The organism is Rothia nasisuis, from assembly GCF_928381405.1.
Lineage (GTDB): Bacteria > Actinomycetota > Actinomycetes > Actinomycetales > Micrococcaceae > Rothia > Rothia nasisuis.
Genome location: NZ_CAKMSB010000012.1, coordinates 1 through 21,311, shown reverse-complemented (window position 1 = coordinate 21,311; position 21,311 = coordinate 1). Strand labels below are relative to the sequence as shown.

At 55.6% G+C, this 21,311-nt stretch carries 19 protein-coding genes and 1 pseudogene; 16 read left to right on the top strand and 4 right to left on the bottom strand.

Annotated features, from left to right (window positions below; genetic code table 11):
* The first annotated feature begins 3 nt into the window (after positions 1–3).
* The 7 genes from L6966_RS09705 to L6966_RS09675 are packed head-to-tail and all read left to right on the top strand — an operon-like array spanning position 4 to position 8,721.
* The gene (locus L6966_RS09705) at positions 4–2,247 is read left to right on the top strand and encodes an N-acetylneuraminate synthase family protein (RefSeq protein ID WP_237233283.1); all 2,244 of its coding nucleotides are present in this window, start codon (positions 4–6) and stop codon (positions 2,245–2,247) included.
* The gene (locus L6966_RS09700; RefSeq protein WP_237224124.1) at positions 2,238–3,365 is read left to right on the top strand and encodes a glycosyltransferase; all 1,128 of its coding nucleotides are present in this window, start codon (positions 2,238–2,240) and stop codon (positions 3,363–3,365) included. Before L6966_RS09705 ends, L6966_RS09700 begins: the two co-directional genes overlap by 10 nt.
* Position 3,366: 1 nt before the next feature.
* Positions 3,367–4,617 (top strand): hypothetical protein, encoded by a 1,251-nt coding sequence (locus L6966_RS09695; protein WP_083093326.1) that lies wholly within the window; start codon positions 3,367–3,369, stop codon positions 4,615–4,617.
* The gene (locus L6966_RS09690) at positions 4,614–5,522 is read left to right on the top strand and encodes a glycosyltransferase family 2 protein (protein ID WP_237233282.1); all 909 of its coding nucleotides are present in this window, start codon (positions 4,614–4,616) and stop codon (positions 5,520–5,522) included. The genes L6966_RS09695 and L6966_RS09690 overlap by 4 nt, the downstream gene beginning before the upstream one ends.
* A gap of 6 nt (positions 5,523–5,528) precedes the next feature.
* Positions 5,529–6,569: a glycosyltransferase family 4 protein gene (locus L6966_RS09685; protein WP_237233281.1), complete on the top strand. Its 1,041-nt coding sequence runs from the start codon at positions 5,529–5,531 to the stop codon at positions 6,567–6,569.
* A 3-nt stretch (positions 6,570–6,572) separates the two neighbouring features.
* Positions 6,573–7,517 carry a glycosyltransferase family 2 protein gene (locus L6966_RS09680; protein ID WP_237233280.1) on the top strand — a complete coding sequence of 315 codons (945 nt, stop codon included), beginning with the start codon at positions 6,573–6,575 and terminating at the stop codon, positions 7,515–7,517.
* Between the two features lie 19 nt (positions 7,518–7,536).
* Entirely contained in the window at positions 7,537–8,721 is a 1,185-nt protein-coding gene (locus L6966_RS09675; RefSeq protein ID WP_237233279.1) for a glycosyltransferase, read from the top strand.
* Here the strand turns inward: L6966_RS09675 and L6966_RS09670 are convergent.
* The 4 genes from L6966_RS09670 to rfbA all read right to left on the bottom strand — a co-directional run bounded on the left by L6966_RS09670 (position 8,689) and on the right by rfbA (position 12,617).
* The gene (locus L6966_RS09670) at positions 8,689–8,976 is read right to left on the bottom strand and encodes a PqqD family protein (RefSeq protein ID WP_237224129.1); all 288 of its coding nucleotides are present in this window, start codon (positions 8,974–8,976) and stop codon (positions 8,689–8,691) included. The genes L6966_RS09675 and L6966_RS09670 overlap by 33 nt on opposite strands.
* Position 8,977: 1 nt before the next feature.
* Complete coding sequence (locus tag L6966_RS09665) at positions 8,978–9,829, bottom strand: nucleotidyltransferase family protein (protein ID WP_237233278.1); 852 nt, start codon at positions 9,827–9,829, stop codon at positions 8,978–8,980.
* A gap of 305 nt (positions 9,830–10,134) precedes the next feature.
* Positions 10,135–11,553 (bottom strand): tyrosine-protein kinase domain-containing protein, encoded by a 1,419-nt coding sequence (locus tag L6966_RS09660; RefSeq protein WP_083093338.1) that lies wholly within the window; start codon positions 11,551–11,553, stop codon positions 10,135–10,137.
* Between the two features lie 203 nt (positions 11,554–11,756).
* Positions 11,757–12,617: a glucose-1-phosphate thymidylyltransferase RfbA gene (gene rfbA / locus L6966_RS09655; RefSeq protein WP_083093340.1), complete on the bottom strand. Its 861-nt coding sequence runs from the start codon at positions 12,615–12,617 to the stop codon at positions 11,757–11,759.
* Positions 12,618–12,797: 180 nt separating this feature from the next.
* Between rfbA and rfbB the strand changes: the two genes are divergently transcribed.
* The 9 genes and pseudogenes from rfbB to L6966_RS09610 all read left to right on the top strand — a co-directional run.
* Positions 12,798–13,796: a dTDP-glucose 4,6-dehydratase gene (gene rfbB, locus L6966_RS09650; RefSeq protein WP_083093619.1), complete on the top strand. Its 999-nt coding sequence runs from the start codon at positions 12,798–12,800 to the stop codon at positions 13,794–13,796.
* On the top strand, positions 13,796–15,214 hold the full coding sequence (gene rfbD, locus L6966_RS09645; RefSeq protein ID WP_237233277.1) for a dTDP-4-dehydrorhamnose reductase: 1,419 nt from the start codon (positions 13,796–13,798) through the stop codon (positions 15,212–15,214). Before rfbB ends, rfbD begins: the two co-directional genes overlap by 1 nt.
* 29 nt (positions 15,215–15,243) lie before the next feature.
* Positions 15,244–16,077, top strand: coding sequence for a glycosyltransferase family 2 protein (locus tag L6966_RS09640; RefSeq protein ID WP_237224132.1), 834 nt, complete (start codon positions 15,244–15,246; stop codon positions 16,075–16,077).
* 155 nt (positions 16,078–16,232) lie between these two features.
* Positions 16,233–17,381 (top strand): glycosyltransferase, encoded by a 1,149-nt coding sequence (locus L6966_RS09635; protein ID WP_237224133.1) that lies wholly within the window; start codon positions 16,233–16,235, stop codon positions 17,379–17,381.
* A gap of 173 nt (positions 17,382–17,554) precedes the next feature.
* Complete coding sequence (locus L6966_RS09630) at positions 17,555–18,178, top strand: 50S ribosomal protein L25/general stress protein Ctc (RefSeq protein ID WP_237224134.1); 624 nt, start codon at positions 17,555–17,557, stop codon at positions 18,176–18,178.
* Positions 18,179–18,299: 121 nt separating this feature from the next.
* Positions 18,300–18,884, top strand: a complete 585-nt coding sequence (gene pth, locus L6966_RS09625) for an aminoacyl-tRNA hydrolase (RefSeq protein WP_083093351.1) — start codon at positions 18,300–18,302, stop codon at positions 18,882–18,884.
* A gap of 105 nt (positions 18,885–18,989) precedes the next feature.
* Positions 18,990–20,291 (top strand): SufS family cysteine desulfurase, encoded by a 1,302-nt coding sequence (locus tag L6966_RS09620; protein WP_237233276.1) that lies wholly within the window; start codon positions 18,990–18,992, stop codon positions 20,289–20,291.
* A 132-nt stretch (positions 20,292–20,423) separates the two neighbouring features.
* Positions 20,424–20,879 carry a Fe-S cluster assembly sulfur transfer protein SufU gene (sufU, locus tag L6966_RS09615; protein WP_083093355.1) on the top strand — a complete coding sequence of 152 codons (456 nt, stop codon included), beginning with the start codon at positions 20,424–20,426 and terminating at the stop codon, positions 20,877–20,879.
* Between the two features lie 199 nt (positions 20,880–21,078).
* Positions 21,079–21,183, top strand: a pseudogene (locus L6966_RS09610) (adenylyltransferase/cytidyltransferase family protein); the annotation flags it as partial.
* Between the last annotated feature and the right edge of the window lie 128 nt (positions 21,184–21,311).

Sequence of the window (21,311 nt, the reverse complement as noted above, 5' to 3'; positions counted from 1 at the left end):
TCCATGATTATCGAACGCAATATCACCCCCTATATTGTTTTCTCTGAAGACCCGGTTTTGACCGCCCTGCAGAAAATCTCTGCTAACGGTCAGCGCATTATCTTCCTAGTCAACGAGTCTGGCGTGCTCAAGGGCTCCCTCTCAGACGGCGACTTCCGCCGCTGGCTCATCGCTAACCCCACCGCTTCGCTTGAGACCAGCGCGCTTGATGTCGCCAATCTGGGGGTGAAGACCGCTCCTTTTGGGGCTGAACCCGCAGACTTGCAGGGGGAATTCGCTCAGGGAGTCAGCCACCTGCCCCTCATCGACGAGCGCGGCCACCTGGTTGCCATCGCCATGGACGAGCAGAACGTGCTGCGTATCGGCCGCACTGAAATCACTGAGGACTCACCGGCATTCATCATCGCTGAGATTGGCAACAACCATCAGGGCGACGTTGACCTTGCTAAGCGCCTGGTCGACCTGGCCGTCGACACTGGGGCGGACGCCGTCAAGTTCCAGCTGCGCGACATGGACGCCCTCTACCGCCAGAAGGGCTCAAAGTCAGCCGGCGAAGATCTAGGTGTGCAGTACACCCTTGACTTGCTGTCTCGTTTCTCTTTCACCGTTGACCAGATGTACGAGGTCTTTGACCACGTCAAACAGCACGATATGGACATCATGTGCACCCCCTGGGACGGCCCCTCGGTTCAGGCCCTGGTGGACTACGGTATTCAGGGCCTCAAGGTGGCCTCAGCCGACCTGACCAACCACGAACTCTTGCGCGATATGGCCTCTCGCGGCCTGCCTATGCTGGTCTCCACCGGCATGAGCCGCGAAGAAGAGATTCGCGAATCCGTCAACCTGTTGCGCTCCCTGGGCGCCTCCTACGCCCTGCTCCAGTGCCAGTCCACCTACCCTGCGCCTTTCAAGGACGTCAACCTGGCCTACATGGACCGCCTGGCTGAGATTGGCCAGTGCCTGGTGGGCTACTCGGGCCACGAGCGCGGCTACCACGTGCCGCTTGCAGCGGTTGCCCGCGGCGCTAAGATTATTGAGAAGCACTTCACTGTCGATAAGACCCTGGAGGGTAACGACCACACCGTCTCCTTGCTGCCCGACGAGTTTAAGGCTATGGTTCAGCAGATTCGCGAGGTGGAGGAGTCCATTGGTACGGCAGCCGCCCGAGAGGTTTCAACCGGTGAGCTTATGAACCGCGTCAACCTGGCCAAGTCACTGGTTGCCACCCGCACCATAGCCAAGGGGGAGGTCGTCACCGAGGCGGACGTCGAAGTCAAATCACCCGGCCGCGGTCTGCAGCCCAACTACCTGCCCCAGCTTCTGGGCCGCACCATGGCCCGCACGGTCGAAGCGGGCACCTTCTTCTTCGAAGGTGACCTCAAGGACGACCTGGTCACCCGCCGCGACTTTAAATTCGACCGGCCCTGGGGCCTGCCCGTGCGCTACCACGACTACAGGCCCCTCATTGAGGACGCTAAGCCTGATTTTCTGGAGTTCCACTTCTCCTATAAGGATCTTGAAGTCAACATTGACGAGGTCTTTGACCGTAAGCTCGAGATGTCCTTCACCACCCATCTGCCCGACCTTTTCGCCGGTGATTTTCTGGTTGACCTGGCCTCCCGCGACCAGGAAACCTGGGAACGCTCTATCGCAGAAGTCCAGCGCACTATTGACATCACCCGCGATCTGACCCGCTACTTCACCGTGGACGACGACCCGGTCATGGTCGTGACCATGGGCGGTTTCACCAAGGACGGCCACATCGCACCTCCTGCCCGCGCTGACAAGTATGAGCGCATCGGCGAGGCCCTAGCCAAACTTGACACTTCCGGTGTGCGTCTGGCTGCCCAGACCCTGCCGCCCTATCCCTGGCTTATGGGCGGTCAGCAGTACCACAACCTCTTCCTTGACCCCAGGGACACCGCTGATTTTTCGGATACCTATAACACCGCCCTTTGTCTAGATATCTCTCACACCGTGCTGGCGGCCAACTTCCTCAAGATTCCGCTCTCAGAGGCGGTTGAACTGCTGGCCCCCCGCTCCATCCACCTGCACCTGGTAGACGGTACCGGCGTGGACGGTGAAGGCGTGCAGATCGGTGAAGGCGACGTCGACTGGGCGGCCCTGGGCAGGCAGCTGCGTGAGCTGACCCCGGGCTCATCCTTCATCCCCGAAATCTGGCAGGGCCACGTCAATAACGGCGAAGGCTTCTTCACCGCTCTTGATCGGCTCGAAAAGTGGCTGTAAACCCCGGTCAGCCGGTTGCCCTCCACTGTGTACCGGTGCCTGAATTTGGTGGTGTAGCCCGGCATATCAGCGACCTTGCTGAGGCCGGGCTACCCGGCTATCAGCTGGTGGTGCTCTGCCCGGCAGGAGCTCTTGCCTCCCGTCTGAGGGAGCTGGGTGCCGAGGTACGCGAAGCCGACTTTGGCACCGGGGCCGGGTTCGTGGCGTCCTTGCGCACCCTCAACAAGGTAATCGATGAGTTGCGCCCGGCTATCGTGCACACCCACCTGGCTTACGCTGATGTGGTGGGTGCTGTGGCGGTGAATCTGCGCAAGGCAGGCAGGCTACTCCGACCTGCCACCTATGTACCGAAGCTCTTTACCAGTGAGCACGGCATCTCAGGGGACGACGCCGTGTACCACGGCGCCCCCTGGCGTTCAAGGCTCATGGAGACAGTGCACCGAGTGAGGCTCTGGGGTACAGACGGTGTTATAGCCGTCTCACAATCAACCGCTGACCAGATGAAACGTAAGTGGGGTGCCCGCCGGGTTCACCTTGTGTATAACGGCCTTGACGCATCTGCCACTGCCGCAGCTGTTGAGGCTGCCCGTGTTCCGGCTGAGCCGGGAGCCCTCCGTGTTCTTTCTCTCTCCCGCCTGGCACCCGAGAAGAGTCTTGACGTGCTGGTGGGCGCCTTCGCGCGTGTTCGCGAGCGGGTCCCGGGAGCCACCCTTGAAATTGCGGGTGCGGGGGAGCTGATGGGCGAGCTTGAGGCTCAGGTGCGCAGGCTGAATCTCGAGCCGGCTGTGACCTTCCCCGGCTTTGTTGACCCCGTTCAGGCCATGGGGCGCGCGGACGTTCTGGTGCAGTTGTCGGTGTGGGAGAACTGCTCTTACACCCTGCTTGATGCCAAAGCCGCCGGCCTGGCCGTGGTGGCTACCGCCGTGGGAGGAAACCCTGAAATTCTTGCGGGGGCGGAGCTGGTGCCGTCTCTCAGGCAGCTCAACCGTGAGGTTGCAGTGAGGGTGATCGCTGAGGCAATCATCGCGCAACAGAGGCTTACTCCCATAGCCTTTGACTGGCCCAGCAAGCAACAGATGGGGCAACAACTAGTGAATTTGTATGGGAAGGTGAGCTGACATGTCAGTGATTGGCGTCTCTGAACAGGGAAAACTGACCATCGGGCAACGAACCGTCGGGGAGCTTGCCCGTGAGGCGGGGGACCGAGCTAAAGTTCAGGCCTCACAGATTCGCGTCCCCGAGTTCCTGCTGTTTGCAGCACTAATTTACGGTGAAACGGTGCCCGGGATCGGGCTCCCCTTCAACCAGCTCATGGTGTTCGTGATTGTGGGCTACGCACTGGGCAAAAAAACCGTTTTTTCCCTGGGTGTCTGGTCACAAGTCTTCACTGTTTTATTCTTGGCGCTTGCCTACGTGGGTGTGGTCTCTGTTTTTGCTGACCCGAGTGTCTATGCCTCTGAGTGGAGCCGCCGCTGGATACGCCTGATAGCGATGACCTTGCTGATATACGTTATCGCTGTGGGGCGAATTCACCTGCGGTCCGCTATTCTGGGCTATTCGACGGCACTGCTAGTTAATGCCGGCCTTTTCTTCGCGGGTATAGCACCAGCGACTTACGGCCAGTATCTAACGGGCTATCTAGGTGATAAGAACTTTGCTGGTCTGGTTCATGCCCTTTTCGCTCTGCTCGTGATGACCGTGTTCACTCACCGGTGGCAGCAGGTAACGGTCTTTATCGTCTCGTGCGGTTTACTTTGGACGACCGGGTCACGAACCTCACTTGCGGCCCTGGCCTTTGCCTGCCTCTGGATTCTGCTGGCTCCTCGCCTTGTTCCCCTGGCAAAAATTGCCCTCTTGTGGGTGTTCTGGCTGCTGCTGAACCTCGTCACAGAAGACTACTCCCAGGCTGAGGTCTTTGGTGATCGCACGGGTACCGATGAGCTACGTTCACAGATTGACGCTATGGCCTGGGCTAAGGTACAGGCCACCGGGTTCTTTGGGCGGGGGCTTGGTGAGGCCTATGTTTACGATGTAGCACGCGAGCGCACCTGGTTCTTCCATAATTCTTACTGGTCGGCCTTCGTCGAGGGTGGGTGGATATGGACGGTTGCGGTGGTGGGAATAACACTGTTTGTAGCTGTGCGGCCCCTGACTAAAAATAAGGCTTGGTCTTCGTACCAGATTATTGGTCAGGGTATAGGTATTGCCCTCATGGTCTGTGCACTGCGCTTGGGGGAGGTTTTTTACACCCTGCCGTGGGCTATATGCATGGGCTTTGTGATTCGGGCCTGGATTGTTGATTTGGGAGTGAACAAACATATCAATATGTATGGTTATGACTCTATGATTGATGAAAGGAGATACCGATGAGCGCTCCTGTGGATGTGTCGGTGATCCTGTGTGTGCGTAACGGGGTAGAGGTTATTGAAAACCAGCTTGCGGCCTTAGAACGTCAAGTTGCTGATGCCCCCTTCGAGATTATTATCGTCGATAATGGGTCTACCGACGGAACGCAAGAAGTTATTCGTCGGTATCTCAAGCAATCACATAAGTTAGCTTTAATAACCCGAATAATTGATGCTTCTGAAACCCCGGGATTGCCTTATGCTCGTAATAAAGGGGCTCGCGCGGCACGCGCGGATATTTTTGCATTCTGTGATGCAGATGATAGGGTACATGAGCGATGGGTTCAAGCTATCGCCGATTCGCTGAAGGGGCGTGATGCCCTCATGGGAGGCCGTGTTCACCCGGTGGATGGGCAAGGGAACCGGCTTGATATCGGAATTGGTCAAGGTCTTGTGGCAACTAAGTACCTTCCCCATGTGTCTGGCTGTAACTTTGCTATTACTAGCCATGCCTTTTTTTCATCGGGTGGTTTCGATGAGGGGTTGCCTAGATACGGATTTGATGACGTCGACTTTTCATGGCGTGTTCAAGAATCTGGTTTTTCTATAGATTATGAACCCAAGGCTGAAGTTTATTTCACGGTGAGTAGTAACTCTGCATCGGTGAAGAAGAAATTCATGCTCGGTGTGGGGAGGGTGCTCATGGCTCGGCGCTACCCCCAATATGATAACAATAGCTACAGGCCTTTGTTCTGCCTCAAAAATGTATTCTCTATCTTGGTGCGTATAATCCGTTTTTTCGCTAGAGAGAGAACCATAAACCGAAAAGATCTTTCGGTTCTTGTGGCAAGTCTAGGTAATCTGTACGGCTCACTTATCTATGCTGGTAAAAACACAATGCCCCCTCATCAGATTTTAACCGGGGAGTAGGCCCTTGTGAATATTTTTATAGCTGCAAATAACGGAGAAATTGGTGGGGGAGAGGTCATGCTCCTCAACATCGCTCGTGCCCTACGAGCGCTCGGCCACAGCGTGACCATCCTAGGCCCAGCACAGCCCGATGAGCTGATTGAGGCTGCCCGAGACGAAGGTTTCTCAACCGTCTCGCTCCCCGCGGTCAACCGTAAAGCCTACATGGTGCAGTTAAGGGCCTGGTATGCACAGAATAGAGATGGGCTGCTGTGGTGCAACGGCCTCGTGCCCGCTCTTGCCACAGCTGGTTATAAAAACCGTATAGTCCACCTGCATCAGCTACCGCAGGGCTCACAGCGCCATGCCTATAGGCTGGCTCGACGGGGCGCCCGCCGGGTGCTGGTGCCTAGCCACTTTGTTGCGGGGAGGCTCCCGGGCACCCATGTCTTTGAAAACTGGGTCAGAGAGACGGAGCAGCCCCTGTCACAGCCCTCCGTGCAAACACCCGTGCGAATCGGCTTTCTGGGCCGCCCCTCACCCCTGAAAGGGACCCACACCCTTGCCCATGCTATAGCGCAACTTAACCGGCAGAGCACCCACCTTCGGTACAGGCTCGTTGTTGCGGGCACAGCAAAATTTATTGACGGTAGCGATCAGGAACGCATGCAGCAGGCCTTCACAGAACTCGGCGAAGACGTTGAAATGCTGGGCTGGGTTACCCCTGAACAACTCTTTGCCACCAGCGACATACTCGTGGTTCCTTCAGAGGTGGAGGAGTCTTTTGGGCTGGTAGCCACCGAGGCTATGAGCGCGCGGCAACCACTCATCGTATCTGATGCCGGTGCACTCCCCGAGGTGGTAGGGGAAAACTACGCCTGGGTCTTTAGGCAAGGTAGCGTGGACGAGCTCGCCTCCAGTATTGAAAAGCTGACCCAGCTCCTGCGCTCAGAGCCTCAGGCCGTCTGGGACCAACTCACAGAGAACTATTGGCGATGGCACGAGGCCTACTCGCCCCAGGCCGGGCAAGAACGAGTTCGCCGTACACTCCAAAAACTAGAAAGCTAAGCCGTGAGCACCTATAAAGCCGCTGTTATCATCCCCACCCGTGGCGGGGCGTCCAAACTTCATTACCCCCTTGAAGCCCTGGAGAAGCAGACTGAGAAGGACTTTCAGGTCATCGTGGTTATCGATGGAGACATCGACGGTTCAACCGCTGTTGTGCAAGAATACATCGATCGAGGCACCCTCAACCTCTCCATGATTGTTTTCGAACACAACCAGGGGCGAGTAGCTGCCCTCAACGCGGGGCACCGAGCCGCCGACGCGAGCGTCCTCATCCGCTGCGATGACGACCTACAACCAGCCAACCAGTACGTGGCCCAACACCTCACCCACCACACTCCGGGAAGAGAAACAGGCGTTATCGGTATCTACAAAAACATCCTTCCAGACACCCCCTACGCCCGGGCTTACGGGCGTTACCGTGACGAAAAATTCCGCCAAGAAGCCCACACGGCATCACCAGATCAGCGGTGGAAGTACTGGGCGGGCAATGTCTCCATGTCTCGCCAGCTCTTCGAGAAGCTCGGTGGCTATGACGACCGCTACCGCCTCTACGGCTGGGAGGACGTAGATATGGGGTACAGGATTGACCGGGCTGGCGGCACCATCGTGATCGATCCAGAGCTGGCGACCCCCCACTACCTTGCAGCGACAACAACAGCCACTCGCGCCAGGCGCGCCCTCTACTCCGGTGCCGCCCGTACTATCTTCACTGATAAGCACGGGCTTAGCTCCCTGCCGCAGGCTCGCCCTACCGGGCTGTGGGGGCTGGCACTGAGAACCCTAGCCATAGTTTCCACGGAAAGTAGCGTAAAATATCTGGGTAATGTTGTTGATGCTCTGGCTGACCAACTCCCCCGTCCAATTGCAGAAAAACTTATCTCTCTCATCGTGGAATCTGCCAGTTACGCAGGTATCACATACCCTCACCGCGCACAGAGAAACTTTTAACCGAAAGAGCCGCCGCACCATGCGACCCGAAAAACATCAGCTGACGAGTGAGCGCTACCCCCTCGCTATCGCTCACGATTATCTTACTCAGCGGGGCGGGGCTGAGCGCGTAGTGCTCGCTCTTCACAAGGCCTTTCCAGAAGCACCAATCTATACAACCCTTTATGATCCCGATAACACCTACCCCGAGTTTAAAAACTGCACGGTTATTACATCTCCGCTGAACAGGGTTCGCCTCTTCCGCAAAGACCACAGGCTTGCGCTACCGTTTCTGCCCTACTTTTCGGGGCGTTTAAAGGTGGATGCCGAACGCTCGCTCGTATCGACCACGGGGTGGGCGCATGGCTTCGATTTACCGGCACAGAGCTTTATCTACTGCCATTCACCGGCCCGCTGGATTTACCTTACCGACCAATACATAGGCCACCGTATCAACAAGGGTCTAGCGCGTACCTTCAAAATGATGCGCCCTTTCCTACGCTGGTGGGACCGCCAGGCCGCTAACCGGCACCCCCATTATGTGGCTAATTCGTCAACCATTCAACAACGAATTTTTGATGTATACGGCAAGCGCACAGAAATTATCTTTCCGCCTTATTCCATCAGTGAAGAAGGGCTTCAAGAGCCCATTCCTGGCCTCGAAGATTTTATGGCAGACGGCTACTTCATCATTGTTTCTCGTCTTCTTCCCTATAAAAATGTTCAGCAGGCAGTTGAGGCTTTCGCCGGTTTAAATCAGAAGCTACTCGTTGTTGGTGCCGGGCCTATGATGGATGAGTTACAGGCTTTGGCAAGCAGTAACGTTGCCTTTGCCTCAAACATTTCAGACGAACAGATGCAGTATGCCTACGCCCATGCAACAGCTTTGATCGCTGTATCTCACGAGGACTTCGGTATTACTCCGCTTGAGGGCGGTGCCTTTGGAAAACCCACTATTGCCCTTAAAGCTGGTGGCTTTCTCGATACCATCGTTGATGGGGTCACCGGAACTTTCATCAAGACCCCCAGCGCGGTAGACATCCGTTGTGCTGTTGAGAATTTTGACCCGAGTCAGTTCTCAAGTGATGCTATTCGCTCTCACGTTGAGCAGTTTAGCGAAGAACGGTTTATCCGCGAGGTCAAAGCACATCTTGAGCGTATAAAGGCTATTCAAAAGGACGAGGACTTACTCTCATTGATGCACGACGAGCCCCCGGCCCACTAAAGAATCAAGGAACCCTAGAACACTGGGCGCCACGGTTTCTCTGGGGACACCGTACATCTCAGTGATTTCAGAGATGATTGCTTCAGAGGTAGAGGGTGTTTCAAGGATTTCCCAGATGAGCGTGCTGGGGCCGTTGAGTACGGCGATTTCTGAAGTCAGCAGGTTCGCCACGTATGAGGCAGCGCTAGCTGCGCCGTCACCGTCAGCCCCCTCTACAAAGGCGGTGTGGGGAGCACGCTGATAGAGAGAAGACAACTTATTTTCTCCCCATCTGTTTAAGGGCTACAAAGCGACTGAAAAACTTTTCACGAATTTCCCTCTGGCTTGGCGCATGCCCCAGCTCCATGGCCAGATGGTCTTTGTTTACTAACAAGATACTCATCAGCACCTTCACCTTGCCCCGCACCCCCTGGGCATGTTCCAGTCGTGCTCTCCAGCGAACGTGCTCGGGGGTCTCCTCTGACACAGACTTCCAGAACAAATAGTCTGGGTGATCTTTGAAAGCATCAAGTTCATGGAGTGCAGCCGCGAAAGCCAGCTGTGCCTGGAGCTCGGGCAGGCGGCTACGCATCTGAGCCCATTCGTCGGGGGAGAGGGTTTCTTTCAGAAAACTGATATCTGGGTTGTGCTCTGCTGTTGACCTGGCACCGTGCACCACGACTATGATCCTTGAATCCAGCAAGGAGGGGAGCTGGCAGGGGTAGTGGGCTATAAGCCGGGCTCTACGCTGCTGCCAGAGCGTCTCGAAAGCCGAGCCACGGGTATCCCCGATACCGGGAAAGTAGCGGTGTATATCCACCAGCCCCCACGAGCCGTGATAGAGCGTCATCGCGTGCTCGAAAATGGAGCCGGTTTCAAAGTGAGCCAAAATCTCCCAGCCGTCTTGAACCGCAGCGTCAATAAGCCGATTAAGGTGCTCGGGGCGTACCAGCAGGTCAACGTCTGTGCTTGAACGCCCGGGCCCATAGACCTCGCCCGCGAAGGCGTACCCCTTCACATGCAAGAGATCGACCTTGAGCCTGTCGGCCAGGTGCTGAAAGTAAGCATGTGAAAGCTGAATGCGTATGGGTAGGGGAACATCCTGTAGCGGGGAAGATGTATCGGTCATAAATCTCCAAGGTATCGCAAAAGCTGGGTTAATAGCCCTAAAAATAGTTTATGCCAGCTCACCGTAAGTGCTGAGCTGGCATAAACCGTGTGAGGAGGTTTATTCAAAAGTGCTTTCGCCCCGGCCACCCAGGCTCGCGCTGGATGGAGCCCAGTGGCTTCGCCTATTTCTCGTCAGCCTTTCTTTTCTCGCACGCTCTGAAGCTGCCGACACCATCTGAGCCAGCAGCTCTTCGCTGCGAGCCTGGGTTCGCCTGATTACTTTTGAATAAGCCTCAAAGACTTTGAATAACCCGCCAGGCTAGGTCAGGAACCCGACTTCGCCTTCTTCCTTCTTCTGGAGTCCTTTTTGTGGCCGTCTTTATCTTGGCCGTAATAGGAGGAGTAAGCGGTATTAGAAGAATAACCAAAACCATAATAGGAGTTGCCCAGGCCCTTGCGCGGTGCCCTGTTGATGACAACACCTAGCAAGGTAGCGTTGACCTTCCGTAGATTATCAGCTGCTTCTGCAAGGTTTTCTTTACGGGTCTTGCCCACGGTGCCCACCAGGACCACACCGTCTACCGAATTAGAGAGAAGGGCGGCATCGGTGACCGGTAGGACGGGGGGAACGTCGATAACGACCGTGAACTCACCCGAGAGTTCAGAAATCAGCTGACGCATTTTATCTGAGCCCAAAAGCTCTGAGGGGTTAGGGGGAATGCGCCCGGCTGGCAGAATGAAAAGCTGGGTATCTTCAAACTGGCGCACGGCATCAGCTAGCTCTACCTGGCCAGCAAGAACCTGGGTCAGACCCACCTTGGAGTCAATTTTGAACTTCTTAGCAATGGTGGGTCGGCGCAGATCAGCGTCAATGATGATGACGGGCTGACCGGCGTCAGCTAGGGCACGGGCCAGTGAGGTAGAAACCGTGGATTTACCTTCGCCGGGTTCGGCCGACGTGACGATGAGAGACTTGGGTGGCCTGTCCACATTGACGAAGCGGAGGTTGGTGCGCATCTGACGGATCGCTTCCTGAGCTACGTGGTCACTGTGGGCACGCAGAATATTCTCTTCGGTGAGCTCCTCAGAAATCGGGAGCACGCCGAGCACGCCGGATTCGGTGGCCTTGGTGGCATCGTCGCGGGTGCGCAGCTTGGTGTCAATGGTGCGTCGCAGAAGAATCACCGCAAGGACGAGCGCCAGGCCAGCGCCGCCACCTGCCAGCATCAGTTTTCGGGTGTCTGGGCTAATTGGCCCGCTGTTGAGCGTGGCATCTTCAAGGGGGATCACGCGAACAGTGCTCGTACCTTCGAGGTCGTTAGCTACCTTAGCCACGGCCTGCAGGGAGCTGTTGGCAAGTGCCTGGGCGGATTCGGGGGTGGAGCCCTGCGCAGAAACCCGAATCAGCGCTGAATTTTCGTCAACGGTTGCGGTCAGGTTCCCCTGAATCTCACCACGAGTAAGATTCAGGTTGGGGTTAGCTGCGATAATCTCATCGGCTACGGGCCCACTATTGACGAACGCCAGGTAGGCTGCTGCTTTCTCTTTTGCGGCGGCGGAGCCTGAGATGACGTCGCCAATTCCAGCGCCTTCACCTACAGTGACGTAGCCGGTCGCAGATGATGCATAGATTTTCGGCTGTGTCAGTGAGTAGCCGTAACCTAGCAGGGCACCAATAATGAGTCCCGCTAGAAGAAATTTAAAATTAACGCGCAACATGCGCACAACGTCGAGTATGGTCATAGGTCACCTAGGTGTGGATGCGAGGGAGAAATTGAAATAAAGCCTTATAGATTCTACCAGCGTATACGGCAGACCTGTAGGGAATATTGCGTGAGCTTGGTTAGCCTTGGGGGGAGCTTTATCCCTGAGGTAATTTTTGGGTGCCGTTGGGGTTGCAGTGAGTGTGATCCCAACGGTGCCTACCTAATAAATAAGCCTTCTTGTTAGCGCAACAGGCCCATGAGATAGGCCCCGTACCCGCTTTTGATGAGGGGTTTTGCCAGCTCTTCAAGGCGAGCGTCATCAATCCACCCCATGCGCCAACCAATTTCTTCAGGCGAACCGATGGAGAGCCCCTGCCGGGCTTGAACCGTGCGAATAAAGTTTGTCGCATCAGCCAGCGAATCAAATGTTCCGGTGTCGAGCCAGGCGGTGCCGCGGGGAAGAATTTCTACCTGTAGTTTTCCCTGTTCCAGATAAACACGGTTGAGGTCGGTAATTTCCAGTTCACCTCGGGGAGAGGGCTTAATGGCTTTTGCGTAGTCGACCACGTTATTGTCGTAAAAGTACAGGCCGGGAATGGCGTAGTCGCTCTTGGGAACTTTGGGCTTTTCTTCAATTGAAATAGCCCTAAAGTTCTCGTCAAATTCCACCACGCCGTAGGCTGTAGGGTCAGCCACGCGGTAGCCGAAGACGGCTGCGCCGTCTACCTCGGTGTACTTGCGTAGCTGGGTGCCCAGGCCGGGGCCGTAGAAGATGTTATCCCCAAGAACCAGCGCGGCACCCTCGTTGCCGATATGTTCTTCACCGAGGATGAAGGCCTGTGCCAGCCCGTCCGGTGAGGGCTGAATCTGGTAGGTGAAGTTAACGCCGAACTGGGAGCCATCGCCCAAAAGGCGCTGGAACTGTTCTTGATCCTGGGGGGTGGTGATAATGAGGATGTCTTGAATACCCGCCAACATGAGGGTTGAGATGGGGTAGTAGATCATCGGTTTGTCGTAAACAGGAGTGAGCTGTTTGCTGATGCCAAGCGTAATGGGGTGGAGGCGTGAGCCCGTTCCACCTGCAAGTAGAATTCCCTTCATGCTCTCTATTGTGGCATGAATAGCAGGGGAATTTGGTGTAGTAGGGCTTATTCAGAAGTGGTCAGGCGACCCGGGATCGCGGTAAAGCGGCCAGCTATAGGGGATCCGTGATGATGAGACTTTTGAATAAGCTTCAGTAGTTGGTCCGCAATGGGAGCTGAACGCCGTATTCTTGTAGGTATGGGAAAAATTCTTGTTACCGGCGGTGCCGGCTTTATTGGGTCTAACTTCGTTCACTATCTTTTAGACAATACCGACCACACCGTGGTGGTTCTCGATAAGATGACCTACGCGGCCAACGAAATGTCACTCGCTAACCTGCCTGCTGACCGCTTTGAGCTGGTCAAGGGCGATATTGCTGAGATGGACGTGGTGGACCCCCTGGTTGCCGATGCGGACGCCGTTGTGCACTACGCCGCGGAGTCCCATAACGATAACTCTTTGAGCGATCCCAGCCCCTTCATCCATACCAATCTGGTTGGTACCTTTACCCTGCTTGAGGCCGTGCGTAAGCACAAGGTCCGTTATCACCACATTTCTACCGATGAGGTCTTTGGCGATTTGGAACTTGATGATCCCGCTAAGTTCACCGAGACTACCCCGTATAATCCTTCGTCGCCCTACTCGTCTACTAAGGCCGGTTCAGATTTGCTAGTGCGCGCCTGGGTTCGTTCCTTTGGTATTGAAGCGACTCTTTCAAACTGCTCTAACAACTACGGCCCCTACCAGCACATCGAGAAGTTCATCCCCCGTCAGATCACCAATATTCTGGCAGGTATCAAGCCTAAACTTTACGGTGAAGGGTTGAACGTGCGCGACTGGATTCATGCTTCTGATCATTCTTCGGCGGTGCACACCATTCTTGAAAAGGGAAAGATTGGCGAGACTTACCTGATTGGGGCTAATGGTGAGGAAAACAACATCACCGTTTTGCGTACAATTTTGCGCTTGATGGGGCAACCTGAGGACGCTTTCGAGCACGTAGTTGACCGCCCCGGCCACGATTTGCGCTACGCCATTGACGGTAGCCGTCTGCGTGAGGAATTGGGCTGGGAGCCCCGGTTCACGAATTTTGAGTCTGGCCTGGCTGACACCATCACCTGGTATACCGAGAATCGTGCCTGGTGGGAGCCCCTTAAGGCTGATGTTGAAGCCAAGTACGCTAAGGCTGGCCAGTAATGCCCAAGCAACTGGCAGTACACACCACCGAGATTCCCGGTCTGCTCATTATTGATATTCCCCAGCACGGCGATAACCGCGGCTGGTTCAAAGAAAACTGGCAGCGCGAGAAGATGGTTGCCGCTGGCCTACCCGACTTTGGGCCGGTACAGAATAACATTTCTTTCAATGCTGCTGCTGGCACCACCCGTGGTATCCATGCTGAACCGTGGGATAAATATGTGTCGGTAGCGACCGGGCGGATTTTTGGTGCCTGGGTTGACCTGCGCCAAGGGGAATCTTTTGGTAAGACGGTGACCGTTGAACTTGGGCCAGATACGGCGGTCTATGTGCCCCGCGGCGTGGGCAACTCCTTTCAGACCCTAGAAGATAACACCGCTTACACCTACCTGGTCAATGATCACTGGTCAGCAGATGCCCAGGGGGAGTACTCCTTCCTTAACCTGGCCGACGAGACCGTAGCTATTGACTGGCCTATTTCTCTTGAACAGGCGGAGCTCTCTGAGAAAGACAGGAATCACCCCCGTCTCGCTGAGGTGCAGCCGCTCACACCTGCCCCGCTTCTGGTGGTTGGTGCCAACGGTCAGCTGGGCCGCGAACTGGTTAAGCAACTCGCGGCGGCCGGAACTCCCTACCTTGCCGCTACTCGCGAGGAACTTGATCTGGCTCGTCCAGAATCCTGGGTTGACTCTTACCGTTGGCGCTCGCTGCGCGGCATTATCAATGCCGCTGCCTACACAGCCGTTGACCAGGCTGAGACCCCTGAGGGCCGCGCGGACGCCTGGGCTTCTAACGCCACGGGTGTGGCGGCTCTTGCACGGATTGCGGACGAAGCGGGTATTCCCCTGGTGCAGGTCTCTACCGACTACGTGTTTGACGGCTCACTGCCACTGGGCGAGGAATATTCTGTGGATGCTCCGTTGGCCCCGCTGGGCGTGTATGGGCAGTCGAAAGCCGCCGGTGAGATGGCTGCCCGTTCGGTTGCCCGCCACTATATTGTGCGTACCTCCTGGGTAATGGGCGACGGTAAAAACTTTATTGAGATTATGAAGTCTCTGGCAGAACGCGGTGTTGCCCCGACCGTGGTAGCTGACCAGCACGGGCGCCCCACCTTCACTGAAGACCTGGCGGGGGCGATTCTGCATCTGATTGAGAATAACTGTGAGTTCGGCACCTACCACGTATCAAATACCGGTGACGTGGTGACCTGGGCAGACATAGCCAAGGCTGTTTTTGAGGCGACCGGCCACTCATCTGACCGGGTGACTCCCGTGACCACTGCGGAATACTTCGCCCAGGCAGAGGTGTTCTCGCCCCGCCCGGCCAACTCATCGATGGATCTATCTAGAATTATTGAAGCCGGATTCACGCCCCGTGACCATAGAGAGCTCGTCAAGGCATACGTAGAGGCCTCTTAAAACTAGAAACTGATGATTAAGGAGCTCTAGTGACTCACCCCAGAGTGTCAGTTATTATAAGCGTTTTCAATAGAACTGATTATTTACATGAGGCAGTAAGTTCAGCCTTGAACCAGACCCATAAGCCTCATGAAATTATTATTGTTGATGACGGTTCATCCAACCCAGAGGTTCAGAGTACTCTGGAAGGCTTTAAGAGCAATCACTGTTCGGTGGTCAGTATAGAGAACCGTGGCCCCGCCGGGGCAAGAAACTACGGTAGAACTCTAGCCACCGGGGACTACCTTCTCTTCCTTGATGACGACGACTTGTTGCTCGAGTCTTACATCTCAGATAATCTAGATAACATTTTAAAAAATGATTTAGATATTTCTTACTCCCAGGCAAGTGTGTTAACGATGCGGGGCGAGAAAATCCCATGGAACCTGCCGCCTTTCGACAAACGAAAAATCATGCTCGAGAACTGCGTTTATATCTCTGCGCTGATAAAAGCATCATGCTTTGACGCTATCGGGGGTTTTGATGAGCGCTTCGTCAATGGTCACGAAGATCATGACTTCTGGGTTCGTATGGCCTCGAAAGACTTTAAGTTTGGGCGTGTTGAGAAGCCTGGTTTTCTGTACAGACAGTCAGAGGGCGGCATCAACGGCAGGTATGCGGCAAGTGTTGAGTCTATGGTCGAGACAAACACCGCCATATCAAAGAATTCCCCTGAGCTTTATATGGAAAACATTGACGTGCTCTGGGGCGAAATCATCGAGCAAAGACTGAAAATCAGGCGATATGAAAGAATCTACGGCAAAGTTGACTCGGCAAGAAAGGCCGTTGGTCGAACATTGAGGTCATTCAAAAGGGGTAGGTGAGCAAAGGGAGCCAGGTTTCTTGAGGCTTATTCAAAAGTAATCAGGCGAACCCAGGGGCGTAGCGAGGGCGAGCCTGGGAAGCCGGGGCGAAGGCACTTTTGAATAAGCCTCCTAGTTAGCTCTCGGCGTATCCCGTCTCTTTGAGAGTATATTGTATGAGTAAAACTGATTTTCATATAGTCATCGTTGACCCCGGTTCTATCTCCAGTAGAGAAGGGGTCTTGTATCTGCCGGAGCGCAGCTACCTGGGTTACAAGGCCTACAAGGATTATTTAGAGAGCGTCAGCCAGCACATCACATTTTCGGTTGTAGCGCTGGAGGGCATCGTCCCTGCGGGCGGTAGCTCGGTTGATCATCTGCACCCCTTTGAGCCTTCAACGATTAACCTCGTTACTGAAGATGCTGCAACCTATCTCAGGAATATCGCTCCGGGGGCAACGGTTCATGCGCTCTATAAAGACAGCACCCGGTTTCTGGTTGATTTGCCGCACCGGGTGGTTTATCTTGTTGAATTCACCCCGGGGATTAGGCGGGCTATTTACCGTGCACATATGACTGGGGGCTTCTGGAAAAAAGCAGTAATTGATTTTTCTTTAATGAGAAAAGAGTATCAGGATCGAAGATTCCTTAGGCGAGCGTCAGCGCTACAGTTTAACGGCTCGCCCGCTGCACAGCACTACCGCCGGTTGACAAAGAGCTCGATTGTTTTCTTTGATCATAGGGTGGATTCACTCCCCGAACCCAATCCCAGCAAGTACGGGAGCGACCGAGAATTTAACATCGGGTTCTCCGGGCGGCTAGACCCCATGAAGGGGTCACGGTATCTCGCGTACATTTCCCAAAAACTGTATAAAACTAACCCCTTCATAAAGTTCTATATCATGGGTGACGGTAGCGACAGGTCAGACATTCTTGAGCGCTCGGCACCTAACCTCATCTACAAGGGATTTATGGAATACCGTGCGCAATGGGTTCCCTTTGTTCAAAAGAATATTAGTGTCATGGTTCTACCTCACGTTCAGGGGGACCCGTCAATGACCTACTTTGAGTCCCTGGGGCAGGGAGTGCCGGTTGTGGCCTTTGAGAACGAAACCTCAACCTTCTTGAACCAAGAAGGAGTGGGGTGGACCGTACCTCGGGCAGACGTGGACGCGCTGGTTGAAATACTTAACCATTTAGCGCTTAACCGTGACGAGGTAGGGAGGAAGTCGGAGGCTGCCCTGCGGTTTATGAGCTCGCATCTCTATACGAAAACGGTGGCTCGCAGGATGGACCACTTGATTTCAATCAGCCAGAAGGCATAAACTGGCTAGGTTGTGCTTTTGCCCAACTGTATAGCCAAGGCAGTGGAATACGTTCCCTCATATCATGAGCGTAGGTCCGGAACTGACGGTGGCTGGTTAGAAAGCGATTTCTGGCGCCAGTTCACTTTTTTCTTGGCGCATCGATAATTTCTAACCAGAAAGGGTGACTGACCATGTCAGAGACCATCAAGATTTCAGCAATTGTTCGTACCGAGTTCGGTAAAGGCTATGCTCGCCGCATCCGCATGGCAGGAGACATTCCCGCCGTCATCTACGGCCACGGCGAAGAGCCCAAGCACGTCGTACTGCCCGGCCACGCAACCACCTTGGCCGCCCGCGTCCCCAACGCAATTCTGGACCTCGATATCGAAGGTGACTCACACCTGGCCATGATTAAGGACATCCAGCGCCACCCCATCCGCCCTGAACTGCAGCACATCGACCTGCTGACCGTAAAGCGCGGCGAGCGTGTCGAGATTGAAATCCCCGTACACGTAGAGGGTGAGCCCGCCGTTGGCTCTGTTGCTAACCAGGAAGAAACCGTTCTGCTCGTTGAAGCTGACGCTCTGAAGGCTCCCGAAGCTCTCGTTGTTAACATCGAAGGCCGCGAAGCAGGCGACCACGTTCACGCTTCGGACGTAGAACTGCCCGCCGGCGTTACCCTCGTAGCAGACGCTGAACTGCTGGTTGTTAACATCTCCGAGCCTGAGGAACTTGACGTCCCTGAGGTTGGCGAAGAGGGCGAGAACGCCCCCGAGGGTGCAGAAGCTGACGCACAGGTTGATGAAGCCAAGTAAGCCTTAGCGGCTCACTTAGCTGATGGAGGGAGGCCCGCATCGTGTACACGGTGCGGGCCTCCCTCTCGGTAGACTCTCTTGTATGCTCACCACATTCTTGCGCCGCAGAAAGGGCGAAAACATGTCTGACGCTTGGCTGATTGTTGGTCTGGGTAACCCCGGGCCCGAGTACGCCGCAACCCGCCACAACATCGGGCAGATGGTGCTCGATGAACTGGCAACCGTTGTAGGCGGCAACTTCAAGAAGCACAGCAAGGCCCGTGCCCAGGTTCTCGAAGGACGCCTGGGCGTAGGGGGAGCGAAAGTGGTACTGGCAAAGCCCCTGACCTACATGAACGTATCGGGCGGGCCCGTCTCCGCTCTGGCTCAGTTCTATGGTATTGACCCCGAAAAAATCATTGTGGTGCACGATGAGCTGGATATTCCCTTTGACTCCATCAAACTCAAAATTGGTGGGGGAGAAGGGGGGCATAATGGCCTGCGAGATATTACCAAGGCTCTGGGCACCAAGAACTACTACCGGGTGCGCGCCGGTATCGGCCGCCCACCGGGGCAGATGCAGACCGCAGATTTCGTGCTCAAGCCCTTCAGCGCAGCTGAGAAGAAGGACCTGCCCTTTTTAATTTCTAGCGCGGCAGATGCCGCTGAAATGCTGGTGAAGAGCGGTTTACTGGCAACTCAGCAGCGGTACCACGCGGCATCCTAACCTCTCCGCTATAAAGCCCACCCTAACTACCATTTCCGCCTCGCAAGGAATACGCTAGAAAAGTATGCCGTTATAGAGGCAGAACCCTGAGGAAAGGTGAACACAGTGGCCCGCGATTACCGCACACCTGCCGGAGCAGAGCTCACCAACGAGCTTGTGGCAGAAATCCGTAAGGACTTCCCTATCCTGGGTAGTGAAGTCAACGGCCACCCCCTGGCCTACCTCGACACCGGAGCCACCAGCCAAAACCCCCTGCAGGTGCTGGACGCTGAGCGTGACTACTACCTGGGCGCTAACTCTGCGGTCCACCGTGGGGCACACACACTCGCTGTTGAAGCCACCGACGCCTTTGAAGGCGCCCGCCGCACCGTCGCCTCCTTCATCGGTGCAGCCGAGAACGAACTGGTTTGGGCATCCAACGCCACTGAGGCTCTTAACCTGCTGACCTACTCCTTCTCCAATGCCTCAGCAGGCATCGGGGGAAGCGCAACCACCCGCTTTGCCCTGGGGGAGGGTGATGAAATCGTCACCACCGAGCAGGAGCACCACGCCAACATCATTCCCTGGCAGCTCCTGGCTGCCCGAACCGGGGCCACCCTGCGCTATATCCCCGTCACCGACCAGGGCCTAATCGACTACGAAGCAGCCGAGTCCATCGTCACAGACCGCACCCGCGTCCTTGCCTTCACCCACGTCTCGAACGTTGCCGGGTCTATCACCGACGTAGACTTCATGGTCTCCCTGGCAGATAAGGTGGGCGCCCTGACCGTACTGGATGCCTGCCAGTCGGTGCCCCACATGCCAGTCGACATGAAAAAACTCGGCGTAGACTTCGCCGCTTTCTCGGCCCACAAGATGCTGGCACCTACCGGTATCGGCGCCCTCTACGGCCGCAACGAGCTGCTAGAGGCCATGCCGCCCTTCCTCACCGGTGGCTCCATGATCACCAGGGTCACCATGACCGAAGCCGAATGGATGCCCGCCCCCATCAAATTTGAGGCGGGTACCCAGCGCGTCTCCCAGGCTGTCGCCTGGGCTGAGGCAGTGCGCTACCTCCAGCACCTGGGTATGGAGCAGGTTCACGCCTGGGAGTCCAAACTCGGGCAGCTACTGGCCGAGGGCGTCAGCTCAATCCCCGGCGTCCGCCTGATTGGGCCCGCCGCGGGCCAGCCCCGAGCAGGGCTCACCTCAGTACACGTTGACGGTGTGCACCCGCACGACGTCGGCCAGCTCCTCGATACCCGGGGCATCGCGGTACGCGTTGGCCACCACTGCGCCCAGCCTCTGCACCGCGCGCTGGGTATGACGGCATCGACCCGAGCCTCGGCCTACATCTACAACACCACTGACGAGGTTGAACGCTTCGTTGAAGAGCTTGCCGCAGTGCGGCCCTACTTCGGCTACTAGAATAATCAATTTCACAATCCCAGTTCCGCTTGGCACAACCCCTTGCCCATGCGAGTTGGCTAACTACCCGCCTACGCGTCAGAGCGGTGTGCCTAGAGATTGAATCAAAAACACGTGAAAGAAGGAATACCCATGAGCGGTCTTGAACAGCTCTACCAGCAAATCATCCTCGAACACGCCAAGCAACGCTCCGGCGAGGGGCTCCTTGACGCCACCGGGGGGCAGCGCACGGCCACCAACCACCAGTACAACCCCACCTGCGGTGATGAGATTAACCTGCGTGTAGCCCTCAGAGCAGACGAGCCGGTCATCGAATCAATCTCGTGGGAGGGTGACGGGTGTTCGATTTCCATGGCAGCGGCATCTGTGCTTTCTGAGATGGCACCTGGTATGACCACGGCTGAGTTTCAGAAGCTCGTTGATGCCTTCCGTGAGATGCTTCGCTCTCGCGGCCAGATTGAACCTGACGAGGAGGAGCTCGGCGATGCAGCTGCTTTTGCCGGTGTCTCTAAGTTTGTAGCTCGCGTGAAATGCGCCATGCTCTCTTGGGTGGCGGCAGAAGAAGCCACCAAAGAAGCAGGGGCATAATCCTCTTCAAAGTTGCTTTTGACCAGTGCAAATACTCTTATTGAGCTTTTTGTGGCGCCGTGCCCGCCGGCGGCCCCTCCAGTGCGCTAAATTACGTTGTGAAAAAAAATTAGTTTTCACCCCCTTAACTGGCCCGTAACCTTCACGTAGGGTTAAAGCCTGAGAATACTCGTACCAACCCGCGCTCCGGGTCACAACTATGAAAACACTGGGGGAAACTTTGAACATCGGCTACGCAGCTGGCGCCTTCGACCTCTTTCACGTAGGTCACCTCAATATTCTGCGCGAGGCCAAGAAGAACTGTGGGGACTGTCAGAAAAACGGTGTAAACCCTCCAAACCCCAACAGGAGAAAATAACACCATGACAACAGAACACCAACTCGCCCAAAACCTCATCACCCAAGCCAAAGAACAAGGCCTAGACCTCAGCA

Excerpts from the sequence above, each read along its gene's own strand:
- L6966_RS09665 (WP_237233278.1), bottom strand. The coding sequence starts at position 9,829 with ATGACCGATACATCTTCCCCGCTACAGGATGTTCCCCTACCCATACGC.
- L6966_RS09635 (WP_237224133.1), top strand. The coding sequence starts at position 16,233 with ATGAGTAAAACTGATTTTCATATAGTCATCGTTGACCCCGGTTCTATC.
- L6966_RS09660 (WP_083093338.1), bottom strand. The coding sequence starts at position 11,553 with ATGACCATACTCGACGTTGTGCGCATGTTGCGCGTTAATTTTAAATTT.
- rfbD (WP_237233277.1), top strand. The coding sequence starts at position 13,796 with ATGCCCAAGCAACTGGCAGTACACACCACCGAGATTCCCGGTCTGCTC.
- rfbB (WP_083093619.1), top strand. The coding sequence starts at position 12,798 with ATGGGAAAAATTCTTGTTACCGGCGGTGCCGGCTTTATTGGGTCTAAC.
- rfbA (WP_083093340.1), bottom strand. The coding sequence starts at position 12,617 with ATGAAGGGAATTCTACTTGCAGGTGGAACGGGCTCACGCCTCCACCCC.
- L6966_RS09695 (WP_083093326.1), top strand. The coding sequence starts at position 3,367 with ATGTCAGTGATTGGCGTCTCTGAACAGGGAAAACTGACCATCGGGCAA.
- pth (WP_083093351.1), top strand. The coding sequence starts at position 18,300 with ATGTCTGACGCTTGGCTGATTGTTGGTCTGGGTAACCCCGGGCCCGAG.
- sufU (WP_083093355.1), top strand. The coding sequence starts at position 20,424 with ATGAGCGGTCTTGAACAGCTCTACCAGCAAATCATCCTCGAACACGCC.
- L6966_RS09705 (WP_237233283.1), top strand. The coding sequence starts at position 4 with ATGATTATCGAACGCAATATCACCCCCTATATTGTTTTCTCTGAAGAC.
- L6966_RS09630 (WP_237224134.1), top strand. The coding sequence starts at position 17,555 with ATGTCAGAGACCATCAAGATTTCAGCAATTGTTCGTACCGAGTTCGGT.
- L6966_RS09675 (WP_237233279.1), top strand. The coding sequence starts at position 7,537 with ATGCGACCCGAAAAACATCAGCTGACGAGTGAGCGCTACCCCCTCGCT.
- L6966_RS09690 (WP_237233282.1), top strand. The coding sequence starts at position 4,614 with ATGAGCGCTCCTGTGGATGTGTCGGTGATCCTGTGTGTGCGTAACGGG.